The 16981-nt window shown below is 33.8% G+C and carries 20 protein-coding genes, 1 pseudogene and 1 other annotated feature; of the genes and pseudogenes, 7 read left to right on the top strand and 14 right to left on the bottom strand.

Translation table 11 applies throughout. The annotated features are described in order from the left end of the window. Positions 1–18: 18 nt before the first annotated feature. The 3 genes from EUI_RS0101255 to EUI_RS0101245 all read right to left on the bottom strand — a co-directional run bounded on the left by EUI_RS0101255 (position 19) and on the right by EUI_RS0101245 (position 1891). A complete protein-coding gene (locus EUI_RS0101255; RefSeq protein WP_010015525.1) occupies positions 19–765 on the bottom strand; it encodes an amino acid ABC transporter permease in 747 nt (248 codons plus the stop codon). Positions 766–1144: 379 nt separating this feature from the next. Continuing rightward, on the bottom strand, positions 1145–1384 hold the full coding sequence (locus EUI_RS0101250; RefSeq protein ID WP_010015523.1) for a hypothetical protein: 240 nt from the start codon (positions 1382–1384) through the stop codon (positions 1145–1147). A 219-nt stretch (positions 1385–1603) separates the two neighbouring features. Then, on the bottom strand, positions 1604–1891 hold the full coding sequence (locus EUI_RS0101245) for a bacteriocin immunity family protein (protein ID WP_010015521.1): 288 nt from the start codon (positions 1889–1891) through the stop codon (positions 1604–1606). A 1648-nt stretch (positions 1892–3539) separates the two neighbouring features. On the opposite strand from EUI_RS0101245, the gene EUI_RS0101230 reads away from it, so the two are divergent. Further along, the gene (locus EUI_RS0101230) at positions 3540–3983 is read left to right on the top strand and encodes a CPBP family glutamic-type intramembrane protease (protein ID WP_010015518.1); all 444 of its coding nucleotides are present in this window, start codon (positions 3540–3542) and stop codon (positions 3981–3983) included. A gap of 608 nt (positions 3984–4591) precedes the next feature. On the opposite strand, the gene EUI_RS10290 is transcribed toward EUI_RS0101230, so the two are convergent. The 5 genes from EUI_RS10290 to EUI_RS0101205 all read right to left on the bottom strand — a co-directional run bounded on the left by EUI_RS10290 (position 4592) and on the right by EUI_RS0101205 (position 8816). Further along, positions 4592–4747, bottom strand: a complete 156-nt coding sequence (locus EUI_RS10290; protein WP_010015517.1) for a class IIb bacteriocin, lactobin A/cerein 7B family — start codon at positions 4745–4747, stop codon at positions 4592–4594. A gap of 18 nt (positions 4748–4765) precedes the next feature. Continuing rightward, the gene (locus EUI_RS0101220; protein ID WP_010015516.1) at positions 4766–4948 is read right to left on the bottom strand and encodes a class IIb bacteriocin, lactobin A/cerein 7B family; all 183 of its coding nucleotides are present in this window, start codon (positions 4946–4948) and stop codon (positions 4766–4768) included. 67 nt (positions 4949–5015) lie between these two features. Beyond that, the gene (locus EUI_RS0101215; protein WP_010015515.1) at positions 5016–5279 is read right to left on the bottom strand and encodes a helix-turn-helix domain-containing protein; all 264 of its coding nucleotides are present in this window, start codon (positions 5277–5279) and stop codon (positions 5016–5018) included. Continuing rightward, positions 5272–6648 (bottom strand): bacteriocin secretion accessory protein, encoded by a 1377-nt coding sequence (locus EUI_RS0101210; RefSeq protein ID WP_010015513.1) that lies wholly within the window; start codon positions 6646–6648, stop codon positions 5272–5274. Before EUI_RS0101210 ends, EUI_RS0101215 begins: the two co-directional genes overlap by 8 nt. A 14-nt stretch (positions 6649–6662) precedes the next feature. Then, complete coding sequence (locus EUI_RS0101205) at positions 6663–8816, bottom strand: peptide cleavage/export ABC transporter (RefSeq protein ID WP_010015511.1); 2154 nt, start codon at positions 8814–8816, stop codon at positions 6663–6665. 323 nt (positions 8817–9139) lie between these two features. Between EUI_RS0101205 and EUI_RS09965 the strand changes: the two genes are divergently transcribed. After that, entirely contained in the window at positions 9140–9391 is a 252-nt protein-coding gene (locus tag EUI_RS09965) for a transposase (protein ID WP_010015510.1), read from the top strand. 57 nt (positions 9392–9448) lie between these two features. After that, complete coding sequence (locus EUI_RS0101195; RefSeq protein ID WP_010015509.1) at positions 9449–9826, top strand: IS3 family transposase; 378 nt, start codon at positions 9449–9451, stop codon at positions 9824–9826. Positions 9827–10251: 425 nt separating this feature from the next. Here the strand turns inward: EUI_RS0101195 and EUI_RS10535 are convergent, their stop codons facing one another. From EUI_RS10535 to EUI_RS0101175, 3 genes are all read right to left on the bottom strand, one after another. After that, positions 10252–10416 carry a hypothetical protein gene (locus tag EUI_RS10535; protein ID WP_010015508.1) on the bottom strand — a complete coding sequence of 55 codons (165 nt, stop codon included), beginning with the start codon at positions 10414–10416 and terminating at the stop codon, positions 10252–10254. A 161-nt stretch (positions 10417–10577) separates the two neighbouring features. Continuing rightward, positions 10578–10724: a class IIb bacteriocin, lactobin A/cerein 7B family gene (locus EUI_RS10285; RefSeq protein WP_010015506.1), complete on the bottom strand. Its 147-nt coding sequence runs from the start codon at positions 10722–10724 to the stop codon at positions 10578–10580. 159 nt (positions 10725–10883) lie between these two features. Then, positions 10884–11144 (bottom strand): helix-turn-helix domain-containing protein, encoded by a 261-nt coding sequence (locus EUI_RS0101175; RefSeq protein ID WP_010015505.1) that lies wholly within the window; start codon positions 11142–11144, stop codon positions 10884–10886. 612 nt (positions 11145–11756) lie between these two features. Between EUI_RS0101175 and EUI_RS09960 the strand changes: the two genes are divergently transcribed. The 4 genes and pseudogenes from EUI_RS09960 to lepB all read left to right on the top strand — a co-directional run. Continuing rightward, on the top strand, positions 11757–12254 hold the full coding sequence (locus tag EUI_RS09960) for a cyclase family protein (protein WP_238524879.1): 498 nt from the start codon (positions 11757–11759) through the stop codon (positions 12252–12254). Further along, the gene (locus tag EUI_RS10705; protein ID WP_224156800.1) at positions 12196–12516 is read left to right on the top strand and encodes a cyclase family protein; all 321 of its coding nucleotides are present in this window, start codon (positions 12196–12198) and stop codon (positions 12514–12516) included. The genes EUI_RS09960 and EUI_RS10705 overlap by 59 nt, the downstream gene beginning before the upstream one ends. A gap of 152 nt (positions 12517–12668) precedes the next feature. Then, entirely contained in the window at positions 12669–13409 is a 741-nt protein-coding gene (locus EUI_RS0101160) for a helix-turn-helix domain-containing protein (protein ID WP_010015502.1), read from the top strand. Positions 13410–13639: 230 nt separating this feature from the next. Next, positions 13640–13885 (top strand): annotated as a pseudogene (lepB, locus tag EUI_RS10280) (signal peptidase I); the annotation flags it as partial. Here the strand turns inward: lepB and EUI_RS0101155 are convergent. The 3 genes from EUI_RS0101155 to rpiA form a co-directional block, all read right to left on the bottom strand. Further along, positions 13886–14746 carry a MetQ/NlpA family ABC transporter substrate-binding protein gene (locus EUI_RS0101155; RefSeq protein ID WP_010015501.1) on the bottom strand — a complete coding sequence of 287 codons (861 nt, stop codon included), beginning with the start codon at positions 14744–14746 and terminating at the stop codon, positions 13886–13888. A 250-nt stretch (positions 14747–14996) separates the two neighbouring features. Then, positions 14997–15248 (bottom strand) — a binding site (T-box leader). 106 nt (positions 15249–15354) lie between these two features. Continuing rightward, positions 15355–16278, bottom strand: coding sequence for a DMT family transporter (locus EUI_RS0101145; protein ID WP_010015500.1), 924 nt, complete (start codon positions 16276–16278; stop codon positions 15355–15357). Then, positions 16278–16973 carry a ribose-5-phosphate isomerase RpiA gene (rpiA, locus tag EUI_RS0101140; protein WP_010015498.1) on the bottom strand — a complete coding sequence of 232 codons (696 nt, stop codon included), beginning with the start codon at positions 16971–16973 and terminating at the stop codon, positions 16278–16280. The genes EUI_RS0101145 and rpiA overlap by 1 nt, the downstream gene beginning before the upstream one ends. Positions 16974–16981: the final 8 nt, after the last annotated feature.

Raw genomic sequence — 16981 nt, 5'->3', positions numbered from 1 at the left:
AATGACAGTGTTTTCTGCTTAACTCGTTTTTGGCGTTTCAATGACAGGTATGACTGGATTAGTAGCCACAATTGGCATCTGACGAGAGGAATAGTTACTTCGTTTCTCAATCCAACGGAACAACCTTTCCAAAATAAAACTTAAAATGATAAATATAATCATGGCACTAATGTAAGCTTCTACAGTATGAAATGTTGCAGTACCCAAAGCTTTAGCCTTTCCAACAACATCTATCACACCAATTGTGAACGCCAGTGATGTATCTTGTAGCAAAGAAATCACCATTGTCGCAAAACTTGGCATGGCAATAATCACTGCTTGAGGGAAAATAATTTTAAAATACATTTGCCTCTTGGTGTACCCTGAAGTCAAAGCTGCTTCGCGTTGTGTGGCAGGAACACTTTCTAATGCTGCACGAATAATTTCCGATAAAAATGCTGCCATATTTAAGCCATAGGTGATAAATAGATAGACGAGCGCGTTAACGTCGTCTGCATCAATACCAACATAACCTAGGAAAAACGGTAGCCCGTAATAAACCAAAAACATTTGTATCAAAATTGGTGTGCCACGGATAAACGAGGTAAAGACTGCCGCAATTTGCTTCAAAAATGGTGTATTCTCCATTCTGACATATGCGATTCCGGCACCAACAATCACACCAATTATTGTTGATACCAGTGTTAGTAGTAATGTCACTGGCAAAGCAGATAGTACATCAGGAAAATATTGCCAGATAAGGTGTGGTTGAAAAAAACTATTCATAAAACGCCTCCTACTGCATCAATGAAGATATTATGAAAAATAACTAATCATTTCTAATTCTACTGATTATGTTTATATAGCTATTAACCGGTTAAATAACAATAAAACAATTACAACATTAACTAGAGATTAAAAATAATCATACACGAAATAAACACAATAAACAATAATTACGTTAAATTTGTTCACATTGCACAAATTAAGCAGTTTCAACTTGGTCAATTTTAAGTGTCATCATTGTAATAATTTCTACATCAAAATCAAGAATACAGTGATTATTTTAGTTAAATAAACGATTAAAAAATAAAAACCAATCATTTGGACATGGATTTGTCCAAATGATTGGTTTAGTTTAACTTAATATTTATCAAAATAATGCCTACTTTTTTTCGACATTTTCTTTTAATTTTTGTATATAGCGTTTACCCATTTTTGTTTTAGTTAAATACATATAATACAGAAAATAAGTTATTCCAGCAACACAAATAGATAATATCATCGCCAAAAAAATATTTAACGATCTATTTTTTAAAAAAGCTGTTGCCATTAAAATAAACGATATTAGCGCTATATTTGTAGCACGATATTTCGGTAAGTAAATTTTTTTTGCTTTTTTCATTAATACATTTTCCCTTGTTTTGTCAGAATTAACCAAACACTTAACTAGCAATCATCAAGACAAGTCTTTCAGTACCGTGTGGTGATGTTAATTAGTGCAATCTGACTTAAGGATATTAAAACACTACAACTTTCTGGACATTTATTTTGTCCAAGTTATCGGGTTTACTTCAGTAAAACTGGCGTTTTTTAGTTTGAATAAGCTGTATTGTGTTAAGAATTAAAACGTCTGGCCCCAACCCATAATAAGCCCGCCTCCGAAATTTTTACTTTGAAATTCATGACTATTAATTTTTAGATAAAGTGTGCCAACGTTCTTAGAAAGTTTCTGGCTTACGGCTAAAGGTGTTAATTCTCCTCTGAGGTCTGAAATTATCCTAGAAAAGGATGACTTCTTTTCTAGTTCTTTTTTAGCATGACTTAAAATTTCTCGTTCGTCCTGACTAATATTATCTGCTAATAACTTATTGATATCAGATAGAATGTTGTTTTCTGCGTTTTCTTTCATAAAGAACCAATCCTTTCATTTCTACGGAACCCTAATCCTTCTGCATCTACACTCCATTATAACTCTGCCACCACAGCTTGAAGAGGACTTTTTGTTACTGTATAATAAATAAAATTATTTCATACAACCTAAAAAGCAAATTAACTTATGATTTCTAATAATTAGTTTACTTCTTACTTGATAAATTTAAGATACTACTTATGAGTCCTGCCCATAAAAACATGTCCTTAACTTGGATTTCTTTTTTATTTGATACGTAAACATAAAATAAAGTTAGTATGAATTGTAAAATCATTAATGATACGAACACACTATTTAATGCTTCTATCAAGCAACCCTATCAATAAATCATTCAAAAAAGAAACAAGTTATGACGTTGATGTTAGGTATAACAGAAACTTTTTCATCTTTTTCCCTCCATTTTAGTATCCTATACCCGTTTTCAGAACGTATAATTGAAAACACAGGATTAACATTTAAAACGTCGGCTATTTCTTATTTACTGCTATTTGAAGTAATTATGAACATAATGAGATTATATTATACCCACTGAGATATGCCAGCTGTGTATCAGCTCATATTTTAAAATCTTTAAAAAAATTACCTTTACAGTGTTCAAAAAATAGAAGGGTATTATTATAATTTTTCAGTATATTTATCAACCCGTTTTTTTCCAATACTCGTACATGACAAAAAAAGCATGTCCAAAATATATAAAATTACAGCATTAATAAAAAGAAAGCCAGTCAATACCAGAAACATTTGGATAGAAATGGCTACAGCCATATTTGGTAGTATCGCTGCCACGAATATGGCTATATCTCTTATAGCAACTTTACAAATCATACTTTTTCTCATAACCATCAATAACACCTTTCAAATGTGAGCCCCCACAATCACGTTCATCAACTTGCGGTATGTAATTAATTTTTTTGATAAACATTTATCAATCCTTAATTATAGTTTACCAAATTGCAACCCCTAATTTTTCACATATTTACTCATTATTTGTGCTGCAATATGTTAGTGACTTTTGTTGTTTGTTGTGGTAGGTCCGGCTTTGATAACACGTTCATGAATACAAAAAAATATTTGTTAGCACTGCCATTCGTGCTAACAAATATTGTTCACCATTTAATTAATCTGTTTAATTGACACAACTGAAAAGATAATTCTTATAATTGACAATACTAGGAAAATGACATCTACTATAAAAAGTGGTGCACTTATTGGCCTTTGTAGTATAAGTACTGATAGTATAACTGCCATAATACCAAAGTATATATCATATTTTTTATAAAAATTACGATCTATTGCGATTTTTTTTATTTTTTCCCACTACCTTTTATTTCTGACATACTGTGAACATATGGCTAGTAACCTGTTAATTGTACCATAACACCTTTAATTTTTAGTTCCCATAATGGCACTTCATCAGACGCTTTAACTATGCTCTAAACTAATGATATGAAATCTAAAAAAAATTTATTATTGCTCTGGATTTGCAATGATCTACTCACTATTGACTTTGAAAATATGTTATCCTATTGCAAAAATCTACCTGGTACTTCGATAATTATACTGAACCCTATATCGATTACTAGTATTTTATACTTAGTTAATCGCAAATACAAAGTAGTCCGAATTATTGACTTATGAGCATCCTGCTGATACTTGGTTAGATAAATTAGTCTATATTATGTCTATCATGTTCTATGTTATACGTGCACTGTTTCCTCTTATTTACGACCCTGACATTTTGAAAATAATTGTTAATCACTTGCCCAGTTCTCTTATGAGTTTACTAGCTATGGCTACAGGCGTATTTTTTGAGGAATATCTCAGCCGTGGGCTAATTTTTGGTGCATTACTTGTGTACTTTAAACATCATAAATGGCGTGTACAGCTCAGCATTTTATTATCTGCCTTACTGTTTTCATTATCGCACGTGATGAATTTGTTTAATCAAAGCGCTATGCAAACACTCAACCAGATGATTTATACTTTTGCTTTTGGCTGTTTAGCTTTAGCAAGTATACTGTATATCCGATCAGGTAGCTTATTAATGCCATTTTTAGCGTACTGTTTATGAGATTTGCCTCCATTCTTATATAGCTCATCACCTATTACCACAACGTCTATCACACTCGGAACATTTCTCGCGCAACTGCTCATGTTACTTATTTGCTTAACTTACACCTTTATTTTTATCAATCATGCTAAAACTCAACATTATCAATTCTAGTAACTATTTCTCTGCTTGTCATCATCATCCATTATTAAATTCCAGGAGACATTGTCTTTATGTTTACATTTTTAGTCAGCGTTCCATTTAAAGTCAAGGATTTAATCATGATAAAAGGTATTCAGCTTTAATCTTATTATTCTAAATATGAGGTAGCCTCCCGACACTTCTAAATTAAGATCAACCTACATCTATGTCGACTTAAATATACTTTCTTGAAAGAATATTTATTGGGCCAATTACTCCAAGAACCACACACCACAGCCAACTAACGTCAATAAATAAAACAATAAATAATTATCAATTCTATTTAATAATCCGACGTACATAAGTATTGTGACAACAGTCATTAATATGACTATCAAGATACTACTGAACTCTATTACTTTTTTCCCTGTTATAATCATAAATTTCCACCTAAATTAAAAAATATCGGCTTTCTTATCCAGAAAGTATTACCTTAACCCTTTTCCTACCATGTATCCCAACGTAAAGGCCCCTCCAACTACACCAGCGCCTTTAAGAACAAGGGCGCCACCTATAATAATAGGAACAACGCCACCGTTAATATCCGATAGTTCTTGTTCGTTTAAAACTTTAAAATTTGTCATATTTATCTTCTCCCCAATTTATCTTGACTTATATCCAGCGTAAACACCACCAGCAACCGCTCCACCAATGATTCCACCAGTAACAACTGCGCCCTTGGTAATGAGTACTCCACCAATAATAATTGGGAAAATCCCACCATCAATGTTAGCTAATTGTTGTTCATTAAGTTGCGTGAATTCTAAAAATTTGTTTTCTTGCATATTATTATCTCCTTTTCTTAAAATTATAATAACAAATATTTTTATTACAAGCGATACCACTTTGGTATCATTCATAAACAATATTTTCAATACTAGTTTTAAACAATTTGGATAGCTTAATGAGCGTATTAATATCTGGAATTCTAGTACCACTTTCATAACGTGTAATTGATACTGGATCAACATGTAATTCATCGGCTATTTCATATTTACTACGGCCGGAAGTAATTCGAAGAGTTAATAAATTTGGACCAATGTGTTCTGATTGTCCACCATATATGGCACTCAAATCTTCATTTTTCAATGCTATGCATTCTTTAAACTCAATCATTTTTGTCTCCCATCAAATTATCCTTATAGTAGTTAAACCAAGTCTTTTGTCCTTTAGTGATCGCTACTCGACCGTTCAGCCCATATTTCACATGTGCTTGAGCTCTCTCTGGTATATCAACCTTAGCCGTGCACTGATAATATGAGCCATCTTTATTACTAACTGGTGCCGTACTAATTTTAGTCACCCTCCCATTTAAAGCTAAGGGTTTAGTAACGTTCTGATTCGCGGTAAACTTTATCATTTGTCCTTGTTTTAAACCCACGCTTTGCTCAGTTGGTACATAATAAGTCACTTCTAAGTATGTTTGCTTAGTTAGTTTAGGATAAATGACCGCCAAATTTGTCCCTTTTGATACGTATTTATTTTTGAACTTATCGTTTTCTACATGCAAGATACCATCATCTGGTGCTTTAATAACTGTATCTTGATAATCTTCTATAGCTAGGTCTTTTTTGGCTTTTAGCGTGAGTAATTCTTGCTCCTGTGCGTTGCTTTCCTTTTGGACACTAGCCAACTGCTGTTGCTTTAAATCTATCAGCTTAGCTGTTGTGGCTGTTTGTGAGAGTGGCCCACTTTTTCGGATACTACTGATTTGATCATCATACGCTCTCGTGCCACTTTGTAACTGATCTATTTGTTGCTGAATATCAGTAATTGTCGCTGTCTTGAGTTGTTGTTTTTCGGCGTCTATGCTAACTTTTTTGAGTTGCTGTTGATAGCTATCGTAGACAGCTTGATAATGATTTTCTTTCACAGACTGTCCTGTTCGGATGCCATTCATGACCGTTTCATATTGCTGAACTTGCGTAGCCATTCGTCCCTGATTCTTTTTTAAACTAGCCAATTGTTGCTCTGCTTGACCATCGGCCGTATTTTTGTCACTAATTTGTTGCTGAAAATCACTAGTTAGTGTATCCACTTGTGCAAGATAACTTTGATATAAACTAGCATACCCAAACTTATCTGCTCCGTTGAATTGATTCTCGCCTTTGATCAAACTATCCTGATAAGTTTTAAGATTATCTAATCTCTCATTTACTTGATTAATCCGTTGCTCAACAACACTGGCAGATATCTTGGTTTCTTGCTGCTGGAATGTCATCAACACATCACCTTTTTTAACAACTTGATTATCGATGAGATTATTTTGGTCAATAGCTTGATTACTTGTGGATTGAACCGTTGCTAAAATTTTTTGAGGTACAATCTGTCCTGTCGTTTTCATAGTTATTTCGCGTTTAGCAAATAAACTAAAGACCAAAAAAAGCATAAGCACCACAGCTATGGGGATAATAATTAATGTCGAAAAATTTTTGTAACGCCGGTGATAAAACTCTCCACTCTCTAAATATCTATCATCAAACATCAGTACTATTCTCCTCAATCTTGATATAATGACGCGTAAAAACCATTTTGTGATAATAATGTGACATGACTACCATCTTCAATAACATGACCATTTTGCATAGTTATAATACGATCAACACGTTTAGAAATCGATAAGCGATGTGCCACAAAAATAATCGTTTTATCCGTTAACTTCATTAAATTATCAATAATTTTCTTTTCAGTTAACACATCTAAATTACTAGTCGATTCATCAAGAATTAAGACGGGTGAATCAACAAGCAGAGCCCGTGCTAAAGCAATCCGCTGCTTTTGACCACCTGAAATATTCCCACTCTCAGCTAATTCTGTACTAAATCCTTGTGACATGTTTTCAATATCAATTTTAATTTCAGCTAATTCAGTTGCGCGTATAATATCTGCTTGTGTTGTACTAGGCTTCGCACCTAACATCAAATTTTCAATAATTGAACCCGTAAAAATATATGGTTCTTGTGGGAGGTAATTAATATGCGCACGTAGTTCATGTTTATCAATATTTTCTAACGTACTGTTGCCTAGCATAATTGTGCCAGATTCTGGGTGAAAAAAATTAACTAACAACTTCACTAACGTCGATTTCCCCGAACCACTCACACCAACTAAAGCAATTTTTTCACCTTGCCCAATTTGAAGTGACACGTCATCAATCGCAGGTGCACCAAAGCCGTATTTATAAGTTACTTGTGTCATAATGATATCACTAGCATCTGCAATTCTTTCACTTAATGCTGACGATTCTTTATATTCTGACTCAACTAAATACACTTCGTTTAAACGATTATTAGCAACTGAAGCTTGTTGCAACTTAGTTTGTAAGTTGATAATGTTTTGTAGTGGATCTGTAAAAAATCCAAGCAAAGCATTATATGTGATCAACTGACCCATGCTTATTTTGTTAGCCATAACTAATTGTGCGCCAACCCAAAGTACTAAAACATTCAAAATCAAGTGCAATAAACTTTTGAGTGCATTTTGAACTGCTTCAGTTTTTGCATAGATAAATGATTTATCCAAATACGTGACAAATTCATGATCTACTTTTTTATACGCAACTTGTTCACTGTTCAACGCCTTAATTGTTTCGACACCATTAATGTCTTCGATGATTGAGGCGCTCAACATTGATCCGGCTTGCATTTGATCGTTGTTCATCTTAGAAAATGGCTTCATAAAGAGCCATATCACTAAAGAATAAGCTGGTACTGCTACTAATGAGATAAAAAACAACGTTGGATTTTGAATCACTAACACTGTTCCGACTATAACTAATATACCAACGTCTAAAAATAAGGACAGCATTGTACTGGCTAAAGCTTCGATAATAGAATTCGCATCAGTGAAACGGCTAATAATTTCGCCGGTCCGTCTTGTTGCAAAAAAAGACATTGGTAATTCAAAAATATGCCTAATATAGGACAGAATAATGTCAATTGATAATCGTTGACCCATGATAATTAATAAGTAATCTCTGGCATATGACAACATCTGCTGTATCACATAGGCTACAATTAAACCGACAGACACAATGCCCAGCGTGCTCTTCATATTATCTGGTATATAGGTATCAATAATTCCCTGCAAATAATATGATCCTAAAATACTGACCAAAGTCACCATAAGTGCTGCGATCACAATATTAATCACCAATCCACGTTGCTTACCGATAACCGGTATAAAAGAGCTTAACGAACGTTTCTTATCTTTGGTTGGTTTATAAGTTGGATTGGGAGCAATAAATATGGCTACACCAGTCCATTCATTAACAAAATAGGATTTTGCCATTTTAGTCCTACCAACGGTAATATCAGGATCAGCAATTAATAGATTTTTTCCTTTCATACCATAAACAACGTAATAATGTGGATACTTGCCATCTTTTTGAACATGTGCAATAAACGGATAAGGTAAGTCTTTCTTATCAAACATAGATAGATCTGCCTGAACTGGCATTGTATCGAAGTCAAGCGCTTGTGCTGCCTTAACAATTCCTAATGCTGTCGTTCCCTCCATGTCTGTCTTGGCCATTTCACGTAACTGTGCTAATGACATTCGTGTATTATAATGCGCCATGATCATGGCTAACGCTGCAACACCACAATCACGTTCATCAACTTGCGGAATATAATTAATTTTTTTGATAAACATTTATCAGCCCCCTAATTTATAGTTTACCAAATTGCAACCCCTAATTTTTCACATATTTACCCATTATTTGTGCTGAAATATGTTAGTGACTTTTGTTGTTTGTTGTGGTAGGTCCAGCTTTGATAACACGTTCATGAATACAAAAAAATATTTGTTAGCCTATTTCACACATCTACCTAATAATTCAATAATTATACTGAACTCTCTATTCATGATTAGCATACTATACTTAGTTATATAAATTAGTGCTCGTATACTGAAAATCCGGACTGTTTTATTTCTAGGGCATAATCCGAGATAATCAAGTATAGGAGTTTTTTATTATGAAAGCTAAGCGATACGCAACTGAATTTAAATCATTAATTGTTGCCCTGTATAACGAGGACCGTTCTGCTAATTCCCTAGCCAATGAATATCATTTGGCTGTACAAACTGTTACGGGTTGTATCAAAAAGGCCCAAATCGTTGGGACGGACGTTACTGGTGAGCCAGTGACTCGTGCCGAATTTAATGCAATGCAGAAAGCAGTCGCACGACTCAAAGAAGAAAACGACATTTTATCACGCACAGCCTGACAAGCAATTGCCGGCCGTTTTGCTGGGCGAACATCGCAAGTAACACGTAAGACCCATTTGCCAATTGTTCACTCATTACTGAAACAAAATTTTAAACTTGGTATCATGCTGAGTCTACTTAAAATACCAAAAAGTACTTATTTTGATTGGATCCACTATCGCGAGACAGCTCGGCAACGAGAAGATCACATTTTAAAAGTATTGTTACATGATATTTGGCAGAATAACTATCAAACTTATGGCGCACCACGTCTGCGATTAGCATTGGCTGATCTAAATTTATATCATGGGACAAATCGTATTCGGTGTTTAATGCAAGGAACCGGTGTCAGCTCTATCATGAGTCGTCGGTTTAACAAGCCAACAACGACGGTTGATTATAATCAACGACCAAACCGTATCAAACATTTACAAAAATTGCCCATCTTATTTTAGATATCGCCAAATATATTAATTAGTCCAACAACGAAAGAATCAGTATTGTCAATCGAAAAATGACAGTAGCCTAATCGATTTAACCCCAGATAAAAAATAGTCCGAACTATTGACTTACGAGCAACCAATAACATTTCAAAAAAATGCCTGATAATTTTCAAATATATAATGTATTCTACTATTTTAACTAACATTTAGCTCGATTCGTTCTACTAAGTTCATAGCAACTACATTTTTAGTAGTTTTTGATTAATATTTTTTAACGCATAACAGCTATTACAAAAGCTAATTATTACAATTAACATCAATATTTTTATAAATGAAAAAACACAACACCTAACATGACGTGAAGCCGACATAGTCAGATTTACGTCATGTTAGGTGTTATGTTTTTATAACCATTAATATTAAAATATATTTCTTGATTACCACTTATTCCCTGTAAATCTTGACTGGTGTCCTTTAATTGGTGAGTTCAAAAACCTATGTGCCGTATCACCAACTAGATAAAAAAAACCATCATTACTACCACCAATAATATTTTTTAATTGTTTTTCCTCAATAAGTTCAAGATTTTCTATTTTTAACATGTTCACTCCTCATTTCTACCATACTTACAAAAATTGCAAAAATAAATACTTTTTCAAAATTAGCGACCAACACATCCTTGGACAGTATATTCATCACTAATTGAATCATACCAATAACAATAAATATCTTTGAAAACTTTTTTATATACAACATTTTATTATCAAAGATGCTTTTTCCCAGCATGATTCCATCCAGCAACGATTTGATCACTATGTTCAAATGCTTGATAACCAAGATACCCTGCTACAACTAGTGGCCAAATTCCTCCGGATATCTGTGAAAGTTCTTGTTCTGACAATTTATTCATAATATATATTTCTCCTTCTGTATAAGATAATTGTATTGTACAATAAAATTCAATCAAAAATTCGGACAAATTGTCCCGAAATACATATATTAGGTTACAAAAATAAAAATCTATTTATTTTTCTTTAAAAAAATCTCTAATTTATATATCCAAATCTAATTAATAAATTAAACTATCAACATTTGTATTAAATATATCAGCTAATTGAATAATTGTATCAATATCTGGAATTCTAGAACCTGTTTCATATTTAGCAATTGTTGATAAACTAGTATTTAACATATCTGCCAGTTCAGCCCTCTGATATCCTAATTCCAGTCTCAAGACTTTTATATTTCTTGAAATACATTCTGAACCACCTCCATATATGGCTACCATAACTGTTTCATTCAATTCGCAAAACCCATAATTATCAATCATTCCTATCTCCCATCATCTTATCCAATATACTATGCAGCCCAATTTTTCTTGCCTTTTATAATTGTCACTCGCCAAATTAATGCCATACTTTATTTTTTCGTGCTGTGCCCTCGATCTAGTCAACTTTGCTACACACCTGTAAAACGATCCTTCTTTAGTATCAATAGGGGCAGTCCTTATTTTTTTGACCACACCATCTAATACCATTAGTTGTGTCACTTTTTGATTGTCCACAAAACAAAGTTTTTGATTCACTGTTAGCCCAATAATATTACTTATTGGCACATAATAGTCAATTTCTAGCTTTGTTGTAGTAGAAAACTCTGAATACAGTTTGTTTAGCACAAAAGACCTCAATATTAAGAATTTTAAATCAATCTTTACTATCCTCCAAATTATAGTTTATCAAATTGCAATCCCTAATTTTTCACATATTTACTCATTATTTGTGCTGAAATATGTTAGTGACTTTTGTTGTTTGTTGTGATAAAGACGAAACAAAGTAGTGGAAAAACTGAGTATACCCTTCAAAATATTATGATATAATCATTAACACATTCAAGTTATGGAGACATCGTAAATTGTAGAATAAAATTTGAAGAGGATATGCTTATGAAAATTATTGATTTATCTGTGAGTCTTAAAGCAGGTATTCCGTCTGATCCCAAGGAAGCCAAACCAGAAATTGAATATAGTGACCACACAGCAGGTGCCAGACAAATGGCAAGTGTATTTAAAGGCCTTAACACAAAAAATTTGAAAAATGAAGAGGGCTGGGCTTCAGAAAATCTCAAACTGACTAGCCATTCCGGAACTCATATGGATGCGCCTTATCACTTTAATTCAACACAGGACAATGGCTCGCCCATGCCAACAATTGATGAGATCCCATTAGAAAACTTTATAGGTAAAGGGGTAAAATTTGACTTTCGTCATTTTGAAAATGGACATGTGATTACGGCTAGTGAAGTAGCGCAGGAGCTTAATCGCATTAATCATATTTTAAAACCTGACGATATTGTTGTTGTCAATACTGCTGCAGGTGCCCGTTATGGAACAGATGACTACTTATCTTCAGGCGTTGGTATGGGACACATTATACTTAACTGAACGTGGTGTCAAAGTAGTTGGTACTGATGCTTGGAGTTGGGATGCCCCTTTTAATTTCACAGCAGAAAAATTTGCTAAAACAAAAGACCCCTCTATTATTTGGGAAGGTCATTATTCAGGCACAACAATCCCGTATTATCAAATGGAAAAAATGGGCAACCTAGATCTATTACCCGATGACGGTTTCACAATTATTTGCCAACCAATTAATATTTATAAGGCCTCTGCTGGTTGGGTCAGACCAATGGCTATTTTAAAATGAAGCCATTTTTATTTTGTCTCGTAATTACATAGATTCACCTTATAATGCGTACAATATTATATATTGTGCATAATATCACTATTTTATATTTAATCCTATTATATTTAATGTATAATATAATTATTAAACTAATTTTTACGGGGAAAAACATTATGACTATTGGGGATCAAATTAAACACTTACGTACAGCGCATAATCTAACACAACAAGAATTTGCCACAAAGATCTATATTTCCTATCAATCTGTATCTAACTGGGAAAATCATCGTGGCTATCCATCCACTGAAATCATGTTACTCATCATTGATACATTTGATTTACCATTAAATTATTTTATTGCCAAAGACATTGACGCAACGACAGGCCACGAGGAAACACTCATTTTGTCATCTTTCTTAAAGTGCATGGCAACTAGTCGAGACGAGGCGCCAAACTTGAAAACTATTCAGCAATTATCTGGTGTATCAGCAGAACGTGTACAACATCACTTCCCGTCATATGATGACCTGGTCTATACACTCATCAACAAAGTTGATCAAGATATTAAAATCAGAGTAGAAAAGCGTTTATCTGATCATGAGGGTGTGCTCTCGATATTTATAAATGATATGGCACCGCTGCTTTATCATAAAAAAGAAACCTTACATATTCTGTACACACGTCCTTACATTAAAGGCGTGTGGATGCACTTTATTAATACCAAATACCAATCACTTCTCATAAAGTACAACCCTGATATCAAAAAGAACGATCTAGACACAGCCTATTTAATCGAAATATTAACCGCTTTTATTTCAATTTGGCTAAGTCAACCAGAAATTGAACCACTGGAACAATTTCAAGCACGCATCACTTACTTAGTTAATCATAATATAGCATCTTGGCATGCTTAATGCAGCAATTAATACATTAGATAATGATGCTTTATATTTATGCTGCGCTAAGTATAAAGCATTCGAAACTGAACACATTCTTAAGTTCAAGGAGTTTATTGTGAAACGCACACTTAAATCAGTTTTATCGTGAATATTACCAATACTTATTGGTTTTTCTGTGTATCTATGGTGGTTAGAAAATATTTCTATCAAACCATAAGAGTTGATGGTCCCTCAATGTCTCACCTACCTTAAAAAGGAATCAGCATCCCCTCTCCTTAAAAAATCAAAAAATTAAAAGAGGCAACGTCATTGTCTTTAATGCATATCCCGAAGACCCTAAATTAACTGCTAAAAAACTATATATTAAACGTGTAATTGGACTGCCGGGTGATACAATCTCATCAAATAACGGAAAAATATATGTTAATAAACATCAAATCAATCAAAACATGTCCTCTGAACTACTCTGCCAATTGCCAACGCAACGCTAATTAATTGGCTAAATAACTGATTGGTTTGTTGACTTCAATTTTTGTGTTATCAAACTTGCGACTAATATATTTTTGAGCAGCTTGACTATGATACAGCTGAACTAGTTGCTTGAATTTTTTATTATTTTTTTCCTTTGCCGTAGTTGCTAAAATGTTGATGTTGTCTTTTGTTGACTGATTAATTCTTTCGTAAAAAATAGTATCCTTTAAAACATTGAGCTTACCTTCCAAGGCAATCGTGTTGCCAATTAAAGCAGCAGCAATATTGGGATCCTTGAATACACGTGGTCCAGTAGTATCATCTATTTCCTTAAATTTGAGATGATGTGGATTATTTTTAATCGCATTTACGCCAGATAAACTACCAAAATCAGACTGCAACGTAATCAAGCCAGATTTTTCTAATAAACGTAAGCCCCGTGACATGTTGGCCGCATTATTAGCAATTGCAATTGTCGCACCATTTGGTATATCTCTTATGTCTTTATATTTATTCGAATAGATACCCATTGGTTCCAGGTATGTCGTCCCTAATGCTGCCAACTGATTATTTTTGTTACTTTTATTATAAGCATTATAATAAGCATACGATTGGAAAGCATTGACGTCTATCTTACCTTCAGCTGTGGCGGTGTTTAAAGATACACCATCAGTGAAGTTTTTAACGACAATTTTAATATTTTTTTCCTTTGTTTCTGATAGTTTAGCAATGTATTGCCAAGTTTGCGCGTCAGATCCAATAGCACCAACCGTTATTTCAGATTTTGCGTTCGTATCTGTTGGACGTTGGTACACAAATATGGCAGTACTGGCCACCGCTATAACAATTATCACTGCAATGATTATTTTTTTCCTAAGCATAATAGTCCTTAAAATTATTTACTAGATAACCATTTTCAATGAAAAACGCTTACTACCGTCTATTAAAATTGATTATCTATAGTTTACATCTGACAATACTAAAAAAGCGCAACTACATCAGCCCTCTCTTTAGTCAACCGCTTTGCAATAGCTTGGTCACTCACCACTTTATTTCCCATGTCTATCTCCCACTTCTATTTTTAAAAACTGCATTACGACAACAAAAAACCGCAACTTTGTTTTATCAAAGTTGCGGGACGAATTAAATCGTGATACCACCCGGTTTCCGCATCAAATCACTATGATACGCTTACTAAGTACGGCATAAAAATACGATACTCTGACACTTTAACGGGTGTAACCGAACGACATTAACAAACTCTATGCTCACATCATTTTAACTCCAAGACCATTTTCCAAATTCCCATGATACTAATTTTCACCAATCATTAGCTCTCTATGCAATCAATCTAATAAGTACTTATCTTTTCGACGTTATATAATAAATAGATTATATAATTATTAATTTAAAATGTCAACTAAATAATAAAATGTACTGATAGTCAATTTAACCCACAAAAAAAGATTATCAGAGATAATCTTTTTTGTTATAACATTTTAATTATAATAATACCAAATAACATGGTTATGATGCCTATAATTTGATAACGTGAAATATTTTCGCGAACTGATTGAAATAAACCAAATTGTTGCACTAGAACTGCACCAACCATGACACCTAATGTTGATATACTAACTGTCAATCCTGGACCAAGTGGTAAAATGAGCATTGACATGAACGTTACAAACAATGCTCCAGTAGTACCAGCTAACCAAGCAGGCACTAACTTAATACCTATCAATAGCTTATGCAAACTGTTTTGTCTCAGAGAAATTAACACCACAAAACAGATGAAAAATACCCAAAAGGCACTCACTGTTGAACTACCAACATCGTTAGCCAGCTGACCATTCAAAATAGATTGCACTGTACACAAAACGCCAGCGACAAATGCCCAGATACGATTTAATAGTTGCGCTGATTTTTTAATTGGTATAGGTGTCATCGATACCTGTTTAGAGACCTTAGCAGGCATCACTATGGCAACATAAATGCCAACCAAAAGAATAAATAAGCCACCCACACGTGAAATTGATAGATTAATTACTGGCAAACTGAACCAGCCAACTGTTTCAAAAAGCATCCCTGATAAAATTTGTCCCAACGTTGGCAACATAACTGTCTCCACCGCACCAATCTTTGGAAAAAGTATAATGCAACTCATAACGAAAATAAGACCGAACAAGCCACCTGTCAACGGCAAAATTGGGGCTGAAAAAAGGTTTTGAATTTTCTGGAAATCGCCAATCATGATTGTCATACAAAATAAAATGATGGTACCAACAGTATAAGCTACAAAGCAAGCAATAATTGGTGATTTAAGCAACGCACTCAGTTGCGCATTGAGTGCGGTTTCAGCTGCAAGTGTTAAACCCGTAACTACCGCAAGACCAATATATATCAGGTACATTACTTTATTCCCATCTGATTTTGTTGACGTTCTTGTATTTGAATTGTTTCGCCACCTATAATCACCCGATCACAAATATTTAAAAATAAACCATGCTCAACAACACCAACTTGACTTTCAAAATAGTCAGCCAACGCGTATGGATTATTGATTGTAGTCATATGACAATCAATAATATAATGACCTGCATCAGTAATAATAGGTTCATTATTCACTTGACTACGACGTAACTTAGGAAATAAGCCCTTATCAGCAAATTGTCGTAGTAATTGACCACTACCATAAGGAATCACCTCTACGGGTAAGGGGAATGAACCTAATGTGTCATGTACTTTACTGTTATCAACAATCCAAATATTTTCTTTTGAGTTTTTTGCAACAATTTTTTCCATCAACAGTGCTGCACCACCACCTTTGATACCATTAAGATATGTATCTACTTCATCTGCCCCATCAATAGTTACATCAATGTGGTCAACTTCATCTATATCAATTATCGGAATTTTTAACGCTGCACAATGTTCACTTGTAACTTTAGACGTTGTCACACCAACAATACGACGATCAGATTTTGCTAGTGCATCAAGGAAATAAGCAACAGTTGAACCAGTACCTAATCCCACAACCATATCTGATTTAATGTATTCAATTGCTGCTTCTGCCGCTTGTTTTTTTTGCAAATCTTTTATGTTCATATTAGGCC

Source organism: Leuconostoc gelidum subsp. gelidum KCTC 3527, from assembly GCF_000166715.1.
Lineage (GTDB): Bacteria > Bacillota > Bacilli > Lactobacillales > Lactobacillaceae > Leuconostoc > Leuconostoc gelidum.
The sequence above is the reverse complement of the archived record's forward strand: the minus strand, read 5'-3'. Positions and strand labels throughout refer to the sequence as shown.